The sequence below is a fragment of the Streptomyces sp. NPDC058464 genome (genome assembly GCF_042721035.1).
Classification (GTDB): Bacteria; Actinomycetota; Actinomycetes; order Streptomycetales; family Streptomycetaceae; genus Streptomyces.
Genome location: NZ_JBHXMA010000055.1, coordinates 25,128 through 41,248 on the forward strand (window position 1 = coordinate 25,128; position 16,121 = coordinate 41,248).

Consider the following 16,121-nt stretch of genomic DNA (forward strand, 5'->3'; position numbering starts at 1 on the left):
GCGGCGGGGAACGGACCCCGCCGTACCCCCGCCGTACCCCCGCGACTCCGTCCCTACCGGCTGTGCCGAGACCTCAGGAGCCACGAAGTGCGCAGTACGCGTGCCACCACGAGAACGTCCAGAACCTTCCGCGGCCGAGCGAACCTGCTGTCCGGGCCGGCCGCGGCGACCGTACTACTGACCATCGGCGCCACGATCACCGCGACGGCCGCTCCGGCGCCCGCCGCTCCCGCGGCCGCGCAGGCGGCCCATGACGACTTCAACGGCGACGGCTACCCCGATGCCGTGATCTCCGCCCCCGGCGGCACCGTCAGCGCCCAGAAGGGCGCCGGCTACGTCGCCGTGCTCTACGGGTCCGCGAGCGGCCTGTCCACCTCCCGCCGGGCCACGTTCAGCCTGAGCACTCCCGGCATACCGGGGCTCGCCCAGACCGGCGACGGCTTCGGACGGACCACCACGTCCGGAGACCTGGACGGCGACGGCTACGCCGACCTCGTCGTCGGCATGCCCGGCAGGGACGTCGGGACCACCACCGACGCGGGGGCGGCGGTCGTACTGTGGGGCTCCGCGAACGGACTGAAGGCCTCCGGCGCTCTCCTGCTGCAGGACGGCGCACCGACGGCACGCGGACACTTCGGACTGGGCCTGGCCACCGGCCGCTTCCACGGCTCCCGCACCGAACTCGCCCTCCTGAGCGGCAAGGCCCTGCAGACGTACGACTTCGAGGCAGGCGCCACCGGCGCGCACACCGTCCAGGCCACCCCCATGGACTGGAAGTGGGCCGAGGACTTCACCCCCACCGGCCTCACCGCCGGTGACTACGACAGGAGCGGCTCCGACGACGTGGTGCTGCTCGGCACCTTCACCGTCTACGAAACGGTGAACCCCGTCGAGACGTTCGGTGCGGCCAGCTACCTCCCCGGCGGCCCCGACGGGCTGACGTACGGCCGCGGACTGCGCGGCGGTCCGGTGGGCGCCTCCGGCGACATCAACAACGACGGCTACACCGACGTGGTCTTCGGTTCCCCGGCCGACAGCGACGACCTCAACGAAGTCCTGGTCGACGGCGGCACCGTCGACGTCTTCCTCGGCGGGCCCGGCGGCCTGGGCGGTCCGGACGCCGACCAGCACTTCGACCAGACGACCATCGGCGCCTCCGGCGACGACAAGACCGGCGACCGGTTCGGCGGTGCCGTCACGGTGGCGGACGTGAACGGCGACGGCTACGCCGACGCCGCGATCGGCGCACCGGCGAACGACATCAACAGCCTCACCGACCCGGGCACGGCGTGGGTGGTGCGCGGTACCGCCCGGGGACTCACCCCGCGGGGCCTGGTCAGCTACAGCCAGAGCACGCCGTCCGTTCCCGGGGACAACGAGGACGGCGACCGGTTCGGCGGCGCCCTTCGGCTCATCGACGCCGACAAGGACGGCAAGGCCGAGCTGATCGCCTCCGCGCCCGGCGAGGACACCGACGACGGCGCAGCCTGGGTCTTCCCCGATACGAGCAACGGCCCCGCCGGGAGCGGATCCTGGTCCTTCGACGGCGGTAGCCTGAGCGCCCCCGTACCCGACGCGCGCTTCGGCGAGACCCTGGCCCCGTAGCGGCAGCGGTAGCAGTCGCCCGGTTCGGAACGTACTCGGGCCGACGTCCTTGTGCTGAGGTGGCCTCCCGCGCGTCCCGGTGCCGGGAGACCACCGCCTCTGTCCGGAGGCCGGCGCCGGTCACCGGTGCCCTTCTTATTGCGTGACACATCACGTAAGCTCTGGGTTCGGGGGTGGCCGGAGGGGACGGTCCGGAGCGGTCCGGGGTGCCGGAGATCCGAGTCCGGCCGGCATGCGACACCTTCGCCCACTTGTCATGTATCCGACTGAACGATTCCCGGGAGCGTCCGTCATGACCGAACCCTTCACTCGCCGCAGCATGCTGCTCGCGACGGGAGCCGCGGCCCTGGCGGTCCCGGCCGGGGCCGCGCAGGCCGTCGCGGCGAGCTCCGCCGGTCCTGGCCGGCAGCCGGCCGACCTCGTCGGTGACCTGGGTGTGCCGCCGTCCGACGACATCGTCCCGTTCAGGGTGCACGTCCCGCAGAGTGCCATCGACGATCTCCGCACCCGGCTCGCCGCCACCCGCCTGCCGGACCGGGAGACCGCAGCCGGCTGGGCACAGGGCGCTCCGCTGTCCAGGGTCCGGGACCTGGTGCGGTACTGGCACGACCACTACGACTGGCGGCGGCTGGAGCGTCGGCTGAACGGTCTCCCGCAGTTCCGCACCACCATCGACGGCCTCCCCTTCCACTTCATCCATGTGCGCTCGCGCCACCCCGGGGCCCTCCCCGTCGTGCTCACCCACGGCTGGCCGGGCTCGATCCTGGAGTTCCTCGACGTCATCGGCCCGCTCACCGACCCCGTCGCCTACGGCGGCAGCGCCTCGGACGCCTTCGACGTCGTGATCCCGGCGCTGCCGGGCTTCGGCTTCTCCGGGAAGCCGACGGAGACGGGCTGGGGGCTGCCGAGGATCGCCAGGGCGTGGAACACCCTCATGACGCGGCTGGGATATGCGCGGTACGTCGCGCAGGGCGGGGACTGGGGCGCCGGCGTCACCACCTGGATGGCCGAGCAGCGGCCGGCCGGCCTCGCCGCCGTCCACCTCAACCTTCCGGTGCTGTTCGCCCCGCCGCCCCTGGCGGGCGACCCGACCCCCGCCGAACAGGAAGCGCTGGACCAGCTCAGTGCCTTCTCCACCTACGGCTCCACCTACGGCTCCGCCTACGCGCTCGTGCAGGAGACCCGGCCGCAGACGATCGGGTACGGCCTGGCCGACTCGCCCGCCGGGCAGGCGGCATGGATCTACGAGAAGCTCGGCCAGTGGTCCGACAGCGACCTCGACCCCGACCGGCTGTTCGGCCGTGACCGGATCCTGGACAACATCAGCCTCTACTGGCACACCGACACGGCCGCATCCTCGGCCCGGCTGTACGCCGAGAGCTTCAGCACCGACTTCCGCACTCTCGGGCTGGACGTGCCCGTCGGGGTCAGCGTGTTCCCCAAGGAGACCTACCGGGCGCCCCGGGTATGGGCCGAGCGCACGTACAGCCGGCTGTTCTACTGGAACGACGACATACCCAGGGGTGGCCATTTCGCGGCCTTCGAGCAGCCGGACCTCTTCGTGACCGAACTGCGCGACTGCTTCCGCGCCATCCGGTAGCGGAGGCGTCCGGGGAGGGGCCGGTCAGTCTTCCGCAGGGTGCCAGTCGGCGGGCGGCGGCAGCGTGCCCTGCTCGATGACGTTGGCGTACACGCTCTCCAGGGCCTCGGTGAGCGGCCCCAGGAGGCTGCTCGGCAACCCCTCGAAGAACAGGCGCCGGACGAGGTCGACATGTCCGGGCGCCGCCTCCCGGAGAGCGCGCCGCCCGCTGTCGGTGAGGGCCACCTCGGTGACCCGCCGGTCGGCGGCCGAGGGGCCGCACGTCACCAGTTCCCTGGTGCTCATCCGTCGCACATGGTGGGACAACCGGCTGCGCTCCCAGCCGATGTGGGCCGCGAGCCTGGTGATCGACATCCGCCCTCCGTCGGCCACGCTCAGCGCCGTCACCACGTCGTAGTCGGGCAGCGACATGCCGCTGTCCGCGACGAGCTGGCGGTTCATCTCGTACGACATCCGCAACTGGAGCCGGATATAGGCCAGCCATGCCCGCTGCTGGTCACCGTCGAGCCATCCGCCCTCGGGGAGGGTCTCCCCCTTGCTGTTGCGTGACATGTCACCTAAGCTCTCTGTCGGCCGCTGTCGCGTGCCGTATCGACCCGACACCATCTCGCGGAGGCCGTCATCATGCCGTACGCATCGGTGCTCACCGGTTATGGGGCGCCCGAGGTGCTCACCTGGACTCCTGTCGCCCTGCCCGAGCCGGGACCCGGTCAGATCAGGATCCGGGTGCACGCGGCCGGCGTCGGCCCCACCGACCTCAAGATCCGCCGCGGAGACCTGCGGCAGGCGTTCCCGCTGCCGCCGTCCGCGGTCCTCGGCTTCGAGGCCGCGGGCACGGTCGACGCCCTCGGGCCCGCCGTCACCGGAGTGGCGGCGGGCGACGAGGTCGCGGCCCTGCTGCCCGCCCTCGGCGGATACGGCGAGTACGCCCTCGCCTCCTCCTGGACGGCCAAGCCGGCCAACGTCGGCTGGGCCGACGCCGCGGCACTGCCGGCCTCGGCGGAAGCCGCCCTCGGCGTCCTGCGACAGCTGGGACTGACCGCGGGGGAGACCTTGCTCGTCCTCGGCGGAGCGGGCTCGGTCGGTCTCGTCGCCATTCAGCTGGCGCTGTCCCAAGGGGCCACGGTGATCGGTGCCACCGGTGGGCGCGACGAGGAGTTCGTCCGGGAACTCGGCGCGATCCCCGTCCGCTACGGGCCCGGCCTCGTCGCACGGGTGCGTGACATCGCGGACGTCGGCAAGGTGGACGCCGTCCTCGACGCCGGGGGGAAGGGCGGGCTCGGCGACGCCGTCGCACTCGCCGGCGGGCCCGCGAGGGTGATCACCCTCGCGGACGAACACGCGGCCGACTTCGGCGTCGCCTTTTCCGCGCCGACACCGGACCGGGCCCCGGACGCCCTCGACCGGACCATGCCGCTCCTGGCATCCGGCGAACTCCGGCTCCGCGCCCAACGGTTGCTGCCCCTGTCGGACGCGGCGCACGCACATGCCCTGCTGGAATCCCGGCAGGTGCACGAGAAGATCATTCTCACGGAGTGACAGACGCCGTCGAGTCGGCGATCCGGGGCACGTTCGAGGGCCGCCGCGGTCGCCGGCGGGCACCGGCGAGGCGGCTCACTCGGATTCGGTGGGAGGGCGTGAGTCGGCCCGCGAAGCGAACGAACGGGCCGAGCACCGACTCTGTCTCATGGTGTGGCGGTGCGGGGGACGTTGTAGCCCTCGACCCGCAGACGCGGCCGGGTGAGCGGCGGAGCGGTCGGGTGGGTCGCGGTGATGGTCCGTGACTCTCCGGGGAGCAGCCACAGGTAGTTGTCGCTGTAGAGCGTCGGCAGCACGCGGTCTCCGGAGCGGGCGTCGAGGAGGGAGACCCGGAGCATGGCCGCGACGGCCGGGCCCCGGTTGGTCACCCGGGCGGTCGTCGTGCGGCCGTCGGTGCGGGCGGGGCCGACGGAGATCCGGGTCCGCTCCATCCGGTCCAGGGCCTGCATGGCCTCGGGGGAGCGGTAGCGCCAGTACGTGTTCTCCGAGAGCAGCGTGCCCCGCGCGTCCGTGAGGCGCAGCCGCAGCAGGTGGAAGTCGGGCAGGCCGTCCTGGACGGGCGCGGTGAACGCGGTGCTGGTGGCGGACGGCGCGATGTCGACGCTCGCCCGCCGCTCGGGGGCGACCTGGCGGCCGGTGAGGTCGTACCAGCGGGCGGTCACGGTGGCGCCGCCGACCGGCCGCGGGGTGTGGTTCACGGCGATCACCCGGCCGTCGACGGGATCGGCCTGCACATGGACGGGCTCGGCGGCCTTCCGGGCGCCGTAGTAGGCGCCGTTGACGTCGAAGTCGTAGTCGTAGGTCTGCCAGACCGTGCTGTACCAGGCGGGGTGCGACATCCACAGCATCAGCCCGCTCGCGTCGTGCCAGAGCCGGGCGTTCCAGGCCTCGAACATGGCCCGGATGTTCTCGTAGTTGACGAACTGCGCCTTGCGGCAGAAGTCGTCCAGGTCCGTCGCCGCGCCGAGGCGGGACTCGATGGCGGCCCGGTAGTTCTGCGGTGCCTGATTCCCCTTGGTGCTCCAGTCGTGGAGGTACCAGGCACCGCCGACGGGCCACTCGGGCTCGTCGCCGACCAGGCGGCGCATCGTCTCGGCGGTCGGCACCACCGGCATGCCGATCTCCGTGTGGAAGCCGAAGACCCCGCCGCCGTAGGTCGAGGGAGAGGAGTAACGCCCGGGCTCGACCCAGCCGTACGGGCCGCCGCCGGAGACGATCCCGCCCGCGGAGTTGTTCTGGTACAGGACTCCGGGTGCCTCCTCGCGGACCGCGGCGCGCATGCCGTCGTCCACCGGGCCGGGCGGGTTGCCCTCGTTGGCGCCGCACCACACGACGACGCTCGGGTGGATCCGGTAACGCCGGACGGTGTCCCGGGCGAGGTCGAGGAAGGCCTGGTGGTCCGGCGGGTCCATGGCCCAGGCGTTGGGGAAGTCGTTCCATACGAGCAGCCCGTGCTCGTCGCAACTGGCGTAGAACTCCTCGCGGTTGCTGCTGCCCACCCAGTTGCGGACCATCGTGAAGTTCATGTCGCGGTGCATCCGTACGGCCGTGTCCATGCGCTCGGCCCGCATCCTGCGCAGCAGTTCGTCCCAGCCCCAGTTGCCGCCGCGGCAGAACACCCGGACGCCGTTGACGCTGATCTTCAGCGGCACCGTGGAGTTGTCGACGGACCGCACGTCGGTCCAGTCGGAGCCGTCGTCGGAGACCTGGACGGTGTACGTCCGCGCGTAGGCCGTCTCCCAGGTGATGACGACGCGGTCGAACGACACCGTGCTGCCCAGGTCGACCTGGATCCACTGGCCGTCCTCGTAGGCGGAGGACCAGCGGGTGCCCGGGTCGCCGTCGGTGGCGTTGCCCGGTCCGTTCCACGGGCCGTCGACGGAGGACGCGGTGGCCGCCTTGTGCAGGGCGAGATCGGTGTCCGGCGCCGAACTGTCCAGCACCGCCAGGCTCCACATCGACGCGCCCCAGCCCGTCGCGCGCGTCCCGCACAGGACGCGGAGGTAGCGCGCCTGCCGCCGGGTGAGGTCCACGGTCTGCGCGACCGCGTTGCCGCCCGGCGGGAAGGTGAGCGGTACCTCGTACTCGTAGCCGAACTGGCGTATCCCGAAGCGGGCCGTGCGCCGGTCGCTCTCCTCGCCCGCGACGGAGGCGGTGAGGGTCAGGCGGTGCAGGGTCGGCTCGCCGTAGCCGTTGGGCCACCACAACTCGGGCTTACGGAGACGCAGTTGAGGATGGTCGGCGGGGGTGAAGGTGACGTCTACGGTCTCGCCCGCGGGGACGGTGGCCGTCTGCGACACCCGTACGTCCCCGAAGGCGGCGGTGACGGTGACGCGTGCGGACCCGGTGCCGGCGTTGCGCACCGGGGCCACGACCGTCAGCTCGGCCGTACCCGTGTCGGGCAGGTCGGGCAGGCTGGTGTCCACCCGGGGATCGCCGAGGACCGCCGGACCGGTCGAGCGCAGCCGGACGTGGTTCCAGATGCCGGCCGCCCGGTCCCGGACCGCCGGCATCCAGTCCCAGCCCGAAGCAGCCAGGTACGTCGGCGAGTTGCGGTTCATCATGTTCGCGCCGGCGTCCACGAAGGCCAGCCCGGCCGGGCCCTTGTCGCCGGGGCTGCCCGGGAAGGGCATCGGGGTGATCCGGACGGCGAGGGCCTGCGCCGGGCCGTCGGCGAGCAGCTTCGTCACGTCGAAGGCGGCGCGGGCGAAGGGGAAGGTCACGTCACCCACCCGGCCGCCGTTGAGCCAGACCTCGGCCCGGTGGTTGATCCCGTCGAACTCCAGCCAGACCCGGCGTCCGGCGCCGGTGCGCAGACCCTTGGGGAGGCAGAACTCGCGCCGGTACCACCAGGAGTGCCGCGAAAGCGCCTCCGGTACCCGGAGGTTGTGCAGGCCGGACACGGGGTCGGGGAGCTTGCCCTGGTCCACGAGCGAGGTCAGTACGGTGCCGGGCACCGTGGCCGGCAGCCAACGACTCGTGTCCACCGATGACTTGGACAGCGCGGGACCGTCGCCGTCCGCCCAGTCGTCCAGGGTCAGGTCCCAGCCGGACTCCAGCGGGACCGTGCCGTCCGCCGCGATGCGCAGGGGTTCGGGGTGGCGGGGACGCGTGCCCCAGTCCGTCCAGCCGGTGGCGCCCGGGCGCGGGGCCTCGCACGTGCCGTGCACCTGGAAGCCGTTGAGGCCCAGCGGGTTGGCGTTGGAGCGCTTGGACACCGTCATACGCACCCAGCGCGCGTCCACCGGCTCGGACAGGGTGATCTCCACGACCCCGCCGGTGCCGGAGTCGGTGCGGTGCACCACGGTCCAGGTCTCGCCGTCGCCCGAGGTCTCGATGACGAAGCCGACCGCGCAGCTCGACAGGATCTCCTGTCCCGTCGTGTCGTTGCGCGGGCTGCCGCTCGGCGAGTCGGTGAACGGCGGGTCGTCCACGGTCGCCTCGAAGACGAGCCGCAGCGACTCGACCCGGCACCGGGCCTGCAGGTCGACGCGGATCCACTGCGGGTCGCCGGCGGCGGCGCGCCATCCGGAGCCCCGGACGCCGACCGTGCCGAGACCGTCCACGGCGAACTCCGCGGGTGTTGCCGCGTAGTCCGTGGAGGACACCGAGACCGGCCGGTAGGCGGCGAGTTCGCCAGTGGAAGAGCCCCGCGGCGGCTGTCCGGATCCGGCCGTGGCGGCGGTGGCGAACGGGCCCATGCCGAGCCCGAATCCGGCCAGCAGGGTGGTTCCGGCGGAGAGAACGGCACGGCGGGACGGCGGAGTTGACTGATCCGACATGGACGAGGGCTCCGATCAGGGGAGTTCGAGCCGGGCAACGGAGTGATGACAACGTTGCCATCGCTCATGACAACGTTGCCGAACACTGCCCTCGGGAGGTGGGGCTGTCAAGACTCTGTGCACACCTCCGCTCTGCTTCTATTAAATTAGTAATTATTCTTGACACGGTTTCGGCCGCGGGCCACAGTCTTCGCCGTGACGTCGTAGGCCCGCTCCGGCAGAGCGGCCCGCGTCCCGTTCTCCTGCTTCCCGACCCCTGGGAGACGTACGTGACCTCGCACCCGCCCGCACCGAGACCTCCGCACCACCGGTTCACCCGGCCCGCCCTGGCGGCCGCCGTCGCGGTGGTCCTGGCCGCCACCGTGACCCCCGACGCCGTCGCGCAGACTGCCGTCGACCAAGGCGCACCCGTCGGCTACGACAGCGGCCTCGCACCGACGCCCTACATGGGCTGGAACACCTACTACGGGCTCGGCGCGCCCACCGAGAAGGAGGTGCGCGCCGTCGCCGACAAGCTGGTCAGCAGTGGTCTGCGGGACGCCGGCTACGACATCGTGTGGCTGGACGGCGGCTGGCAGGCCGACAACCCCCGGGACGCCCAGGGCCGGTTGACGGCCAACCCGGACCGTTTCCCGTCCGGTATCCCGGCCCTCGTCTCCTACCTGCACAAGCGCGGACTCCGGGCCGGCATCTACACCGATGGCGGTACCTACGACGGCGGCAAGAGCTGCGGTCTCGGCAGCCGTGGGTACTACGACCAGGACGCACGGCAGTTCGCGAGCTGGAAGATCGACGCGATCAAGGTCGACTTCCTCTGCGGGATCGGCGCGAAGCTCGATCCGGGGCCCGCCTACAAGGAGTTCAGCGACGCGGTCGCCAAATCCGGCCGGAAGATGCTGCTGAACCTCTGCAACCCGCTCACCGACGACTGGGGCCTGCCGCACACCCCCGAGCAGGACGCCCACAACACCTACGTCTACGCCCCGGCGATCGCCGACTCCTGGCGCACCGGCACCGACATCGCCTGGGGCACCCCGAGCCCCGGCGAGTGGCCCAACATCCTGCGCAACATGGACGCCAACGCCTGGCACCCCGAGGCGCAGGGCCCCGGCCACTACAACGACCCCGACTACCTCATCCCCATGCGGAAGACGGCCGACGGGACGTACGAGCTCACCCAGGAGGAGTCCACCACCCAGTTCGTGATGTGGGCCGAGATGGGCTCGCCGCTGATGCTGGGATCCGACCCGCGCACCCTGTCCGACTCGATGCTCGGCACCCTCCGCAACCCGGAGATCATCGCCGTCGACCAGGACCCCCTCGCCGTCCAGGGGGTACGGGTCGCGACCGACTCGGTCGGTGACGTCTACAGCAAGGTCCTCCAGGGTCAGGGCCGGCGCGCGGTCGTGCTGCTCAACCGCTCCGACCAACCCGCCCAGCGCACCGTCCAGTTCGCCGACACCGGCCTCGGCGGCCCGGTGCGGGTCCGTGACCTGCGGGCGCGTGCCGACCGGGGCACGCACACCGGGTCGTACACCGTCGAGGTCCCCGCGCACGGCACCGCGTTCCTCAAGCTCACCGGCGCCGACGCGCTGCCGGGGACGGACCTGGGCGTGACGGCCACGGCGAGCCCCGCCGTCGTCAGCGGCGGCACCACGTTCTTCCGGGGGCCGCACGGCTCGCTCGTCGAGAAGGCCGGCGGGAACACGAAGGACCTCGGCGGTCCCGCGCAGGGCAGGATCCTCGGGCAGCCCGCCGCCTACGCCTCCGCCGGCGGCCGGATCGACGTCTTCGTACGCGGCGCCGACTCGCGTGCCTACCGACGGGTCTACGCCGACGGCCGCTGGGGCCGATGGCAGTCCCTGGGCGGCGAGTTGACCGACGCGCCGTCCGTCGCCTTCACCGATCCCGCGCACTGGACGCTGTTCGCACGCGGCGCCGACGGCACGGTCGTGCAGCGCGGTCCGGCGACCGGCTGGTCCTCGCTCGGCGAACCCGGGGACAAGCAGGTCTACGGCCGTCCGTCCGCCGCCGTCGACACCCAGGGCCGCGTCCATGTCGCCGTACGCACCGCCGCGGACGACGTGTGGACCCGGACCCGGGACACGTCGGGGGAGTGGTCCGACTGGACGTCCCTCGGCGGGACCGTCAGCGGCAGCCCGACGCTGGTCGCCGTCGGCGACACGGTGCTGCTGTACGTGCGGGCCGCCGACTACACCCTCTGGCAGCAGCGGTACGCCGACGGCGCCTGGCAGGGCTGGAGCAAGCGGCAGGAGTTCCCGAGCGCCGCGTTCGACGGAGCGCTCGGCGCGGTCGCCGGCCCGGACGGGGCCGTGGACGCGGTGTTCCGCGGAGTCGACGGCCACGTGTACCGGACCCGATTCAAGTGAACGAGGAAGCAAACATGGCCAACCCCCAGACCAGCAGACGGCGGTTCCTCGCCGGACTCGGTGCCGCCGGGACCGCGGCACTGCTCAGCGGCTGTGTCACCGACACCTCCTCCGGCAAGGGCTCCTCGAAGGGCGCGGTGACGCTCCAGTCCAACCTGTCCGCCCCGCAGGCCAAGACCGCGATGGAGGACCTGGTCGCGGCGTACGGCAAGAAGGGGTCCGGCACGGCGAGCCTCAACACCATCGCCGCCGAGACCTTCCGCACCCAGCTGCCGACCTACCTCACCTCCGCCAACCCGCCGGACGTGTACACCTGGTACCCCGGCTCGGTCGCGGACGCCTACGCCAAGAAGAACCTGCTGCTCGACCTCGACGAGGTGTGGAGCTCCTCGCCCGACCTGAAGCGCTACACCAAGGCGCTGCACACGCTCTGCACCGCGAGCTCCGGCAAGAAGGTCTTCGTGCCCAACACCTACTACTGGTGGGGCATGTTCTACCGGAAGTCCCACTTCGCCAAGTGGGGCGTGAGCGAGCCCAAGAGCTGGGACGAGTTCCTCGACCTGTGCGACAAGCTCAAGTCCAAGGGCGTCGCCCCGATCGGGCTCGGCGCCGGCGGCAACACCCCCTGGGTGGCCTCGGCCTGGTTCGACTACCTCGACATCCGGATCAACGGCGCCCAGTACCACCGTGAACTCCTCGCCGGGAAGCACCGGTTCGACGACCCCGAGGTGCGCAAGGTCTTCGACCGCTGGCAGGAGGTCCTGCCGTACTTCGACCCGAACGGCACCGCCCTCGCCTTCCAGGACGCCACCACCGCCCTGCTGGGCGGCAAGACCGGCATGATGCTCATCGGCACCTTCTTCGCCGACTCGGCACCCAAGAGCGCCCTGGACGACATCGACTTCTTCCGGTTCCCCGTCATCGACTCCAAGATCCCGCTCGCCGAGGAGGCGCCCGTCGACGGCTACTTCGCCAGCGCCCGCACCGGCCGCCGCGACCAGGTCCTCGACCTGATGAAGTACCTCGCCACCGCCGAGGCCCAGGAGATCTACATCAAGGGCTCCTCCGGCACCGTCCTGCCCTGCAACCCGGACGCCAAGGACGCCGGCACCACGCTGGTCAAGAAGGGCCGCGCGCACGTCGCGGAGGCCGCCGAGATCACCCAGTTCTTCAACCGGGACTCCAGCGACGCCCTCCAGCCCACCGCGGACACCGCCCTGACCAAGTTCCTGGCCAAGCCGAAGCAGATCGGCAGCATCCTGACCGACTGGCAGCGCGATGCCCAGAAGATCTGGAACGCCTGACGTGGCTGTGCTCACCGCTCCCGACCGGACGTCCCCGGCCCGCCTGCCCGTGAGCGGCAGGCGGGCCCGGGGCCCCCGGCGCACCCCGCCGCTGGTCCTCGCCTTCGTGCTGGTCCCGCTGCTGGCCGAGGCCCTGTGGGTGTTCTGGCCCGCGCTGCAGGGCTTCTACCTCGCCCTCACCAAGTGGGACGGCGTCTCCCCGCCTCGGTTCGTCGGCCTGGACAACTTCCGGGAGATGGCCCACGACGACGTCTTCCGCAGCGCGCTCGGCCACACCGTGCTGTGGCTGGTCCTGTTCGGCGGCCTGTCCGCCGTGCTGGGGCTGGCCGCCGCGCTGCTGCTCCAGCAGGAACGCCGCGGCGTCGGCTTCTACCGGGCCGCCCTGTTCCTGCCGGTCGTCTTCTCGCTGGTCGCCACCGCCCTCGTCTGGCAGGCGATCTACCAGCCCGAGGGCGTCCTCAACCGGGTACTGGAAGGCATAGGGCTCGGCAGCCTCCAGCACGCCTGGCTCGCCGACCAGGACACCGCCCTGTACGCGGTGATCGTGCCCGCGCTGTGGCGTCAGATCGGCTACGTCATGGTCCTGTACCTGGCCGGCCTCAAGGGCATCGACCCGGCGCTCCACGAGGCCGCCAAGGTCGACGGCGCGAGCGCCTGGCAGCGGTTCCGGCACGTCACGCTGCCCCAACTGCGCAGCGTCAACGCGGTCGTCCTGTCGGTCATCGTCATCGACTCGCTGCGCTCCTTCGACGTCGTCTGGTCGCTCACCCGCGGCGGCCCCTACCACTCGTCCGAGCTGCTGAGCACCTACATGTACTCGACCGCCTTCCAGTCCCTGCGCCTCGGCTACGGCTCAGCCCTGGCCGTCGTCATCTTCGTCCTCGCCTTCGGGGTCATCGCCTCCTACCTCGTGCGCGCCTTCCGGGAGGCCGACTGATGTCCGCCGACGCCACGGCCGGCTCCACGGCCAACTCCACGGCACTGCGCCGCAGAAGAGCGGCCACCGCCGGATTCCACCTCGGCGCGGGCGCCCTTGCCGTCCTGTGGCTGCTGCCCATCGCCCTGGTCCTGGTGACCAGCCTGCGCTCCTTCGACGACATCGCCGCCCACGGACTGGGCAGTTGGCCGCGCTCCTTCACCCTGGCCAACTTCGGCCAGGCCTGGACCGACGGCGGCCAGCAGCAGGCCCTGATCAACAGCCTGATCGTCACCGTCCCCTGCGTCCTGGTGACGCTGGCCCTCGCCGCGATGGCCGCGTTCGCCCTCAGCCGCTACGAACTCCCCTTCCGCCGCTCCCTGTTGCTGCTCATGCTCGGCGGCAACCTGCTCCCGCCGCAGATCCTGCTCATCCCGGTGTCCAAGCTCAGCGAGGTGATGGGCGTCTACGACACCCTGCCCGCGCTGATCGGCGTGCAGATCGGCTTCGGCGTCGGTTTCTACGTCTTCGTCCTGCACGGGTTCATGCGGTCGATCCCGGTGGAGATCCAGCAGGCGGCGGTCGTCGACGGCGCCGGGCCCTGGCAGATCTTCTGGCGGATCATCCTCCCGCTGACCCGCCCCGCCCTGGCAGCCCTGAGCGCCCTGTCCTTCACCTGGATCTTCAACGACCTGCTCTGGGCGATCACCGTTCTGCGCAGCGACACCAAGATGCCGATCACCGCCGCCCTCATCGGACTCCAGGGCCAGTACGTGTCGGAGTGGAACGTGATCGCCGCCGGGTCGGTCATCGCCGCAGCGCCCACGGTCGCCGTCTTCCTGCGCTTCCAGCGGCACTTCGTGGCGGGCCTCAACCTGGGAGCCGTCAAGTGACGTACCCGCGCTGGACCTTGCGGACGGAGCACACCAGCTACACCGTCCGCCTTTCCCCGGACGGGCCGTGGGCCGAGCTCGACGCCTGGGGCCCGCTCGGCGTCGAGGACGGGCCGTCCGCCCTGGACTGGTCCCACCGCACCCACTTCATCACGCCCGCCGACGCGGCTCCCGCCGAGTATCTGCCGTACGGGCTGCGGCCGTTCACCGGCGCCGAGCTGGTGGTGGGAGGGCCGGGCGGAGACCGGGGCGTGTGGTGGGAGTTCGACGGCGCCGAGGAGACGGACGGAGGACTGCGGCTCGCCTTCACCGACGAGCTGGCCGGCCTGCGCACGGTCCTCTGCTACGAGACCGTCCCCGGCACCGACGTGATCCTCCGCTGGACCGAGTTCACCGCCACGGCCGAACTCCGCCTGGAACGGCTCGACTCGGCGGCCGTGAACATCCCGGTCGCCGGTGCGGCCCGGCTGACCTGTCTCGCCGGGCAGTGGTCGCAGGAGTTCCAGCGCACCCGACTCGACCTCACCAGGGGCACGTTCACCATCGGCAGCCTGCAGGGCGCGCCCGGACACGCGTACGCGCCCTGGCTCGCCGTGCAGGACACGGAGGCCCCGCAGGCCGCGTACGGTGTGGCCCTCGCATGGCCGGGCAACTGGCACATCACGGCGGAGGCCGAGCCCGGCGGGACCGTCCGGGTCCGGGCCGGCCGGGTCCCGCACGAGGGTGCCGTGCGCATGGCCCCCGGGGAGACCCTCGTGACTCCCCGGCTCGCCTGTGCCTTCAGCCCGGACGGACTCGACGGCCTGTCCCGGGTCTGGCACCGCTACGAGCGCCGCCTCTCCGGCGACCGGCTGCACCGCACCCGCAAGGTGCTCTACAACTCCTGGGAGGCCACCGGCTTCGACGTCGACGCGGCCGGGCAGCTGGAGCTGGCCAAGGCGGCCGCGGACATCGGGGCCGAGCTCTTCGTCGTGGACGACGGCTGGTTCACCGGCCGCGCCGACGACACCGGGGGACTGGGCGACTGGTACCCGGACCCGGCGGCGTTCCCGCAGGGCTTCGACCGGTTCGTGGCGGACGTCCGCGCCCTGGGCCTGGACTTCGGCCTGTGGGTGGAGCCCGAGGCGGTCAGCCCCGGCAGCCGGCTGTACGCCGAACACCCCGAGTGGGTCTACCGCGTCGACGGCCGCCCGGCCCGCCTCGTCCGCAACCAGCTCCTGCTCGACCTGGGCCGGACCGACGTCCAGGACTTCGTCATCGGCACCCTCGACCGGCTGCTCGGCGCCTACGGCATCGGCTACCTGAAGTGGGACATGAACCGCCCGCCCACCGAACGCGGCCGCCCCGGCGCCGGTCCCGCCGACCCGGTCGACCTGGACGCCGAGCACGTCGCCGGATACCTGCGGGTCCTCGACCACCTGCGCGCCGCCCACCCCGGCGTCACCGTGGAGGGCTGCGCCGGCGGCGGCGGACGGATCGAGCACGCCACCCTCGCCCGCACCGACGTCGTCTGGCCCAGCGACAACACCGCGCCGATGGACCGGCTGCGCATCCAGCACGGCTTCCTGCACGCCCACGCGCCGCACGTCATGAGCTCCTGGGTCACCGACGCCCCCGGCATCTTCGACCCGCGCCCGCGCAGCCTCGCCTTCCGCTTCGTGAACGCCATGTGCGGCGTCCTCGGGATCGGCGCCGACCTGCGCGCCTGGACCCCGGAGCAACGGGCCGAGGCCGCCCGCTGGATCGCCCGGTACAAGGAGGTACAGGACGTCGTCCACCACGGCGAGGCCCGGCTCCTCGGCACACCGGACGACCCCACCTGCGGCGTCCAGTACGACGCCGGTGACCGGACCGTCGTCGCCGCGCTCTCCACCGGCCGCCTCGACGGGGCACCGCTGCTGCCCGGCCGCCGCGCCCGGCTTCGACTGCGGGGCCTGGACCCGGGCGCGCGCTACCGCGACACGGCGACGGGGACGTCGTACGGCGGAGCCCATCTGCTGCACCACGGCCTGCCGTTCGCGTGGAGCGCCGACCACGACGCCGACCTGGTGGTGCTGAGACGCCTGTAGGACGCATATGTTGCCAGCAGCTC

At 72.0% G+C, this 16,121-nt stretch carries 10 protein-coding genes; 8 read left to right on the forward strand and 2 right to left on the reverse strand.

Annotated features, from left to right (window positions below; translation table 11 throughout):
- The first annotated feature begins 87 nt into the window (after positions 1-87).
- Both ACFWPQ_RS45095 and ACFWPQ_RS45100 read left to right on the forward strand, forming a co-directional pair.
- Entirely contained in the window at positions 88-1,605 is a 1,518-nt protein-coding gene (locus ACFWPQ_RS45095) for an FG-GAP repeat protein (protein WP_384048994.1), read from the forward strand.
- A 292-nt stretch (positions 1,606-1,897) separates the two neighbouring features.
- Positions 1,898-3,205, forward strand: coding sequence for an epoxide hydrolase family protein (locus tag ACFWPQ_RS45100; protein WP_384048997.1), 1,308 nt, complete (start codon positions 1,898-1,900; stop codon positions 3,203-3,205).
- A gap of 24 nt (positions 3,206-3,229) precedes the next feature.
- Here ACFWPQ_RS45100 and ACFWPQ_RS45105 read toward each other — a convergent pair whose 3' ends face one another.
- Positions 3,230-3,757, reverse strand: coding sequence for a MarR family winged helix-turn-helix transcriptional regulator (locus ACFWPQ_RS45105; protein ID WP_384049000.1), 528 nt, complete (start codon positions 3,755-3,757; stop codon positions 3,230-3,232).
- A 72-nt stretch (positions 3,758-3,829) separates the two neighbouring features.
- On the opposite strand from ACFWPQ_RS45105, the gene ACFWPQ_RS45110 reads away from it, so the two are divergent.
- Positions 3,830-4,744, forward strand: coding sequence for an NADP-dependent oxidoreductase (locus ACFWPQ_RS45110; RefSeq protein WP_384049004.1), 915 nt, complete (start codon positions 3,830-3,832; stop codon positions 4,742-4,744).
- 146 nt (positions 4,745-4,890) lie between these two features.
- Here ACFWPQ_RS45110 and ACFWPQ_RS45115 read toward each other — a convergent pair whose 3' ends face one another.
- Complete coding sequence (locus tag ACFWPQ_RS45115; RefSeq protein WP_384049007.1) at positions 4,891-8,526, reverse strand: discoidin domain-containing protein; 3,636 nt, start codon at positions 8,524-8,526, stop codon at positions 4,891-4,893.
- A gap of 269 nt (positions 8,527-8,795) precedes the next feature.
- Between ACFWPQ_RS45115 and ACFWPQ_RS45120 the strand changes: the two genes are divergently transcribed.
- Genes ACFWPQ_RS45120 through ACFWPQ_RS45140 form a run of 5 tightly spaced genes read left to right on the forward strand, consistent with a single transcriptional unit; the run spans position 8,796 to position 16,098 of the window.
- Complete coding sequence (locus tag ACFWPQ_RS45120; protein WP_384049010.1) at positions 8,796-10,916, forward strand: glycoside hydrolase family 27 protein; 2,121 nt, start codon at positions 8,796-8,798, stop codon at positions 10,914-10,916.
- Positions 10,917-10,930: 14 nt separating this feature from the next.
- The gene (locus ACFWPQ_RS45125; RefSeq protein WP_384049013.1) at positions 10,931-12,220 is read left to right on the forward strand and encodes an ABC transporter substrate-binding protein; all 1,290 of its coding nucleotides are present in this window, start codon (positions 10,931-10,933) and stop codon (positions 12,218-12,220) included.
- Position 12,221: 1 nt separating this feature from the next.
- Complete coding sequence (locus tag ACFWPQ_RS45130) at positions 12,222-13,157, forward strand: carbohydrate ABC transporter permease (protein WP_384049016.1); 936 nt, start codon at positions 12,222-12,224, stop codon at positions 13,155-13,157.
- Positions 13,157-14,029, forward strand: coding sequence for a carbohydrate ABC transporter permease (locus tag ACFWPQ_RS45135; RefSeq protein WP_384049019.1), 873 nt, complete (start codon positions 13,157-13,159; stop codon positions 14,027-14,029). The genes ACFWPQ_RS45130 and ACFWPQ_RS45135 overlap by 1 nt, the downstream gene beginning before the upstream one ends.
- On the forward strand, positions 14,026-16,098 hold the full coding sequence (locus ACFWPQ_RS45140) for an alpha-galactosidase (RefSeq protein ID WP_384049022.1): 2,073 nt from the start codon (positions 14,026-14,028) through the stop codon (positions 16,096-16,098). Before ACFWPQ_RS45135 ends, ACFWPQ_RS45140 begins: the two co-directional genes overlap by 4 nt.
- The last annotated feature ends 23 nt before the right edge of the window (positions 16,099-16,121 follow it).

Bases quoted from the DNA above. Each gene is read 5' to 3' on its own strand.
- ACFWPQ_RS45100 (WP_384048997.1), top strand. From the start codon at position 1,898: ATGACCGAACCCTTCACTCGCCGCAGCATGCTGCTCGCGACGGGAGCC.
- ACFWPQ_RS45105 (WP_384049000.1), bottom strand. From the start codon at position 3,757: ATGTCACGCAACAGCAAGGGGGAGACCCTCCCCGAGGGCGGATGGCTC.
- ACFWPQ_RS45110 (WP_384049004.1), top strand. From the start codon at position 3,830: ATGCCGTACGCATCGGTGCTCACCGGTTATGGGGCGCCCGAGGTGCTC.
- ACFWPQ_RS45115 (WP_384049007.1), bottom strand. From the start codon at position 8,526: ATGTCGGATCAGTCAACTCCGCCGTCCCGCCGTGCCGTTCTCTCCGCC.
- ACFWPQ_RS45125 (WP_384049013.1), top strand. From the start codon at position 10,931: ATGGCCAACCCCCAGACCAGCAGACGGCGGTTCCTCGCCGGACTCGGT.
- ACFWPQ_RS45135 (WP_384049019.1), top strand. From the start codon at position 13,157: ATGTCCGCCGACGCCACGGCCGGCTCCACGGCCAACTCCACGGCACTG.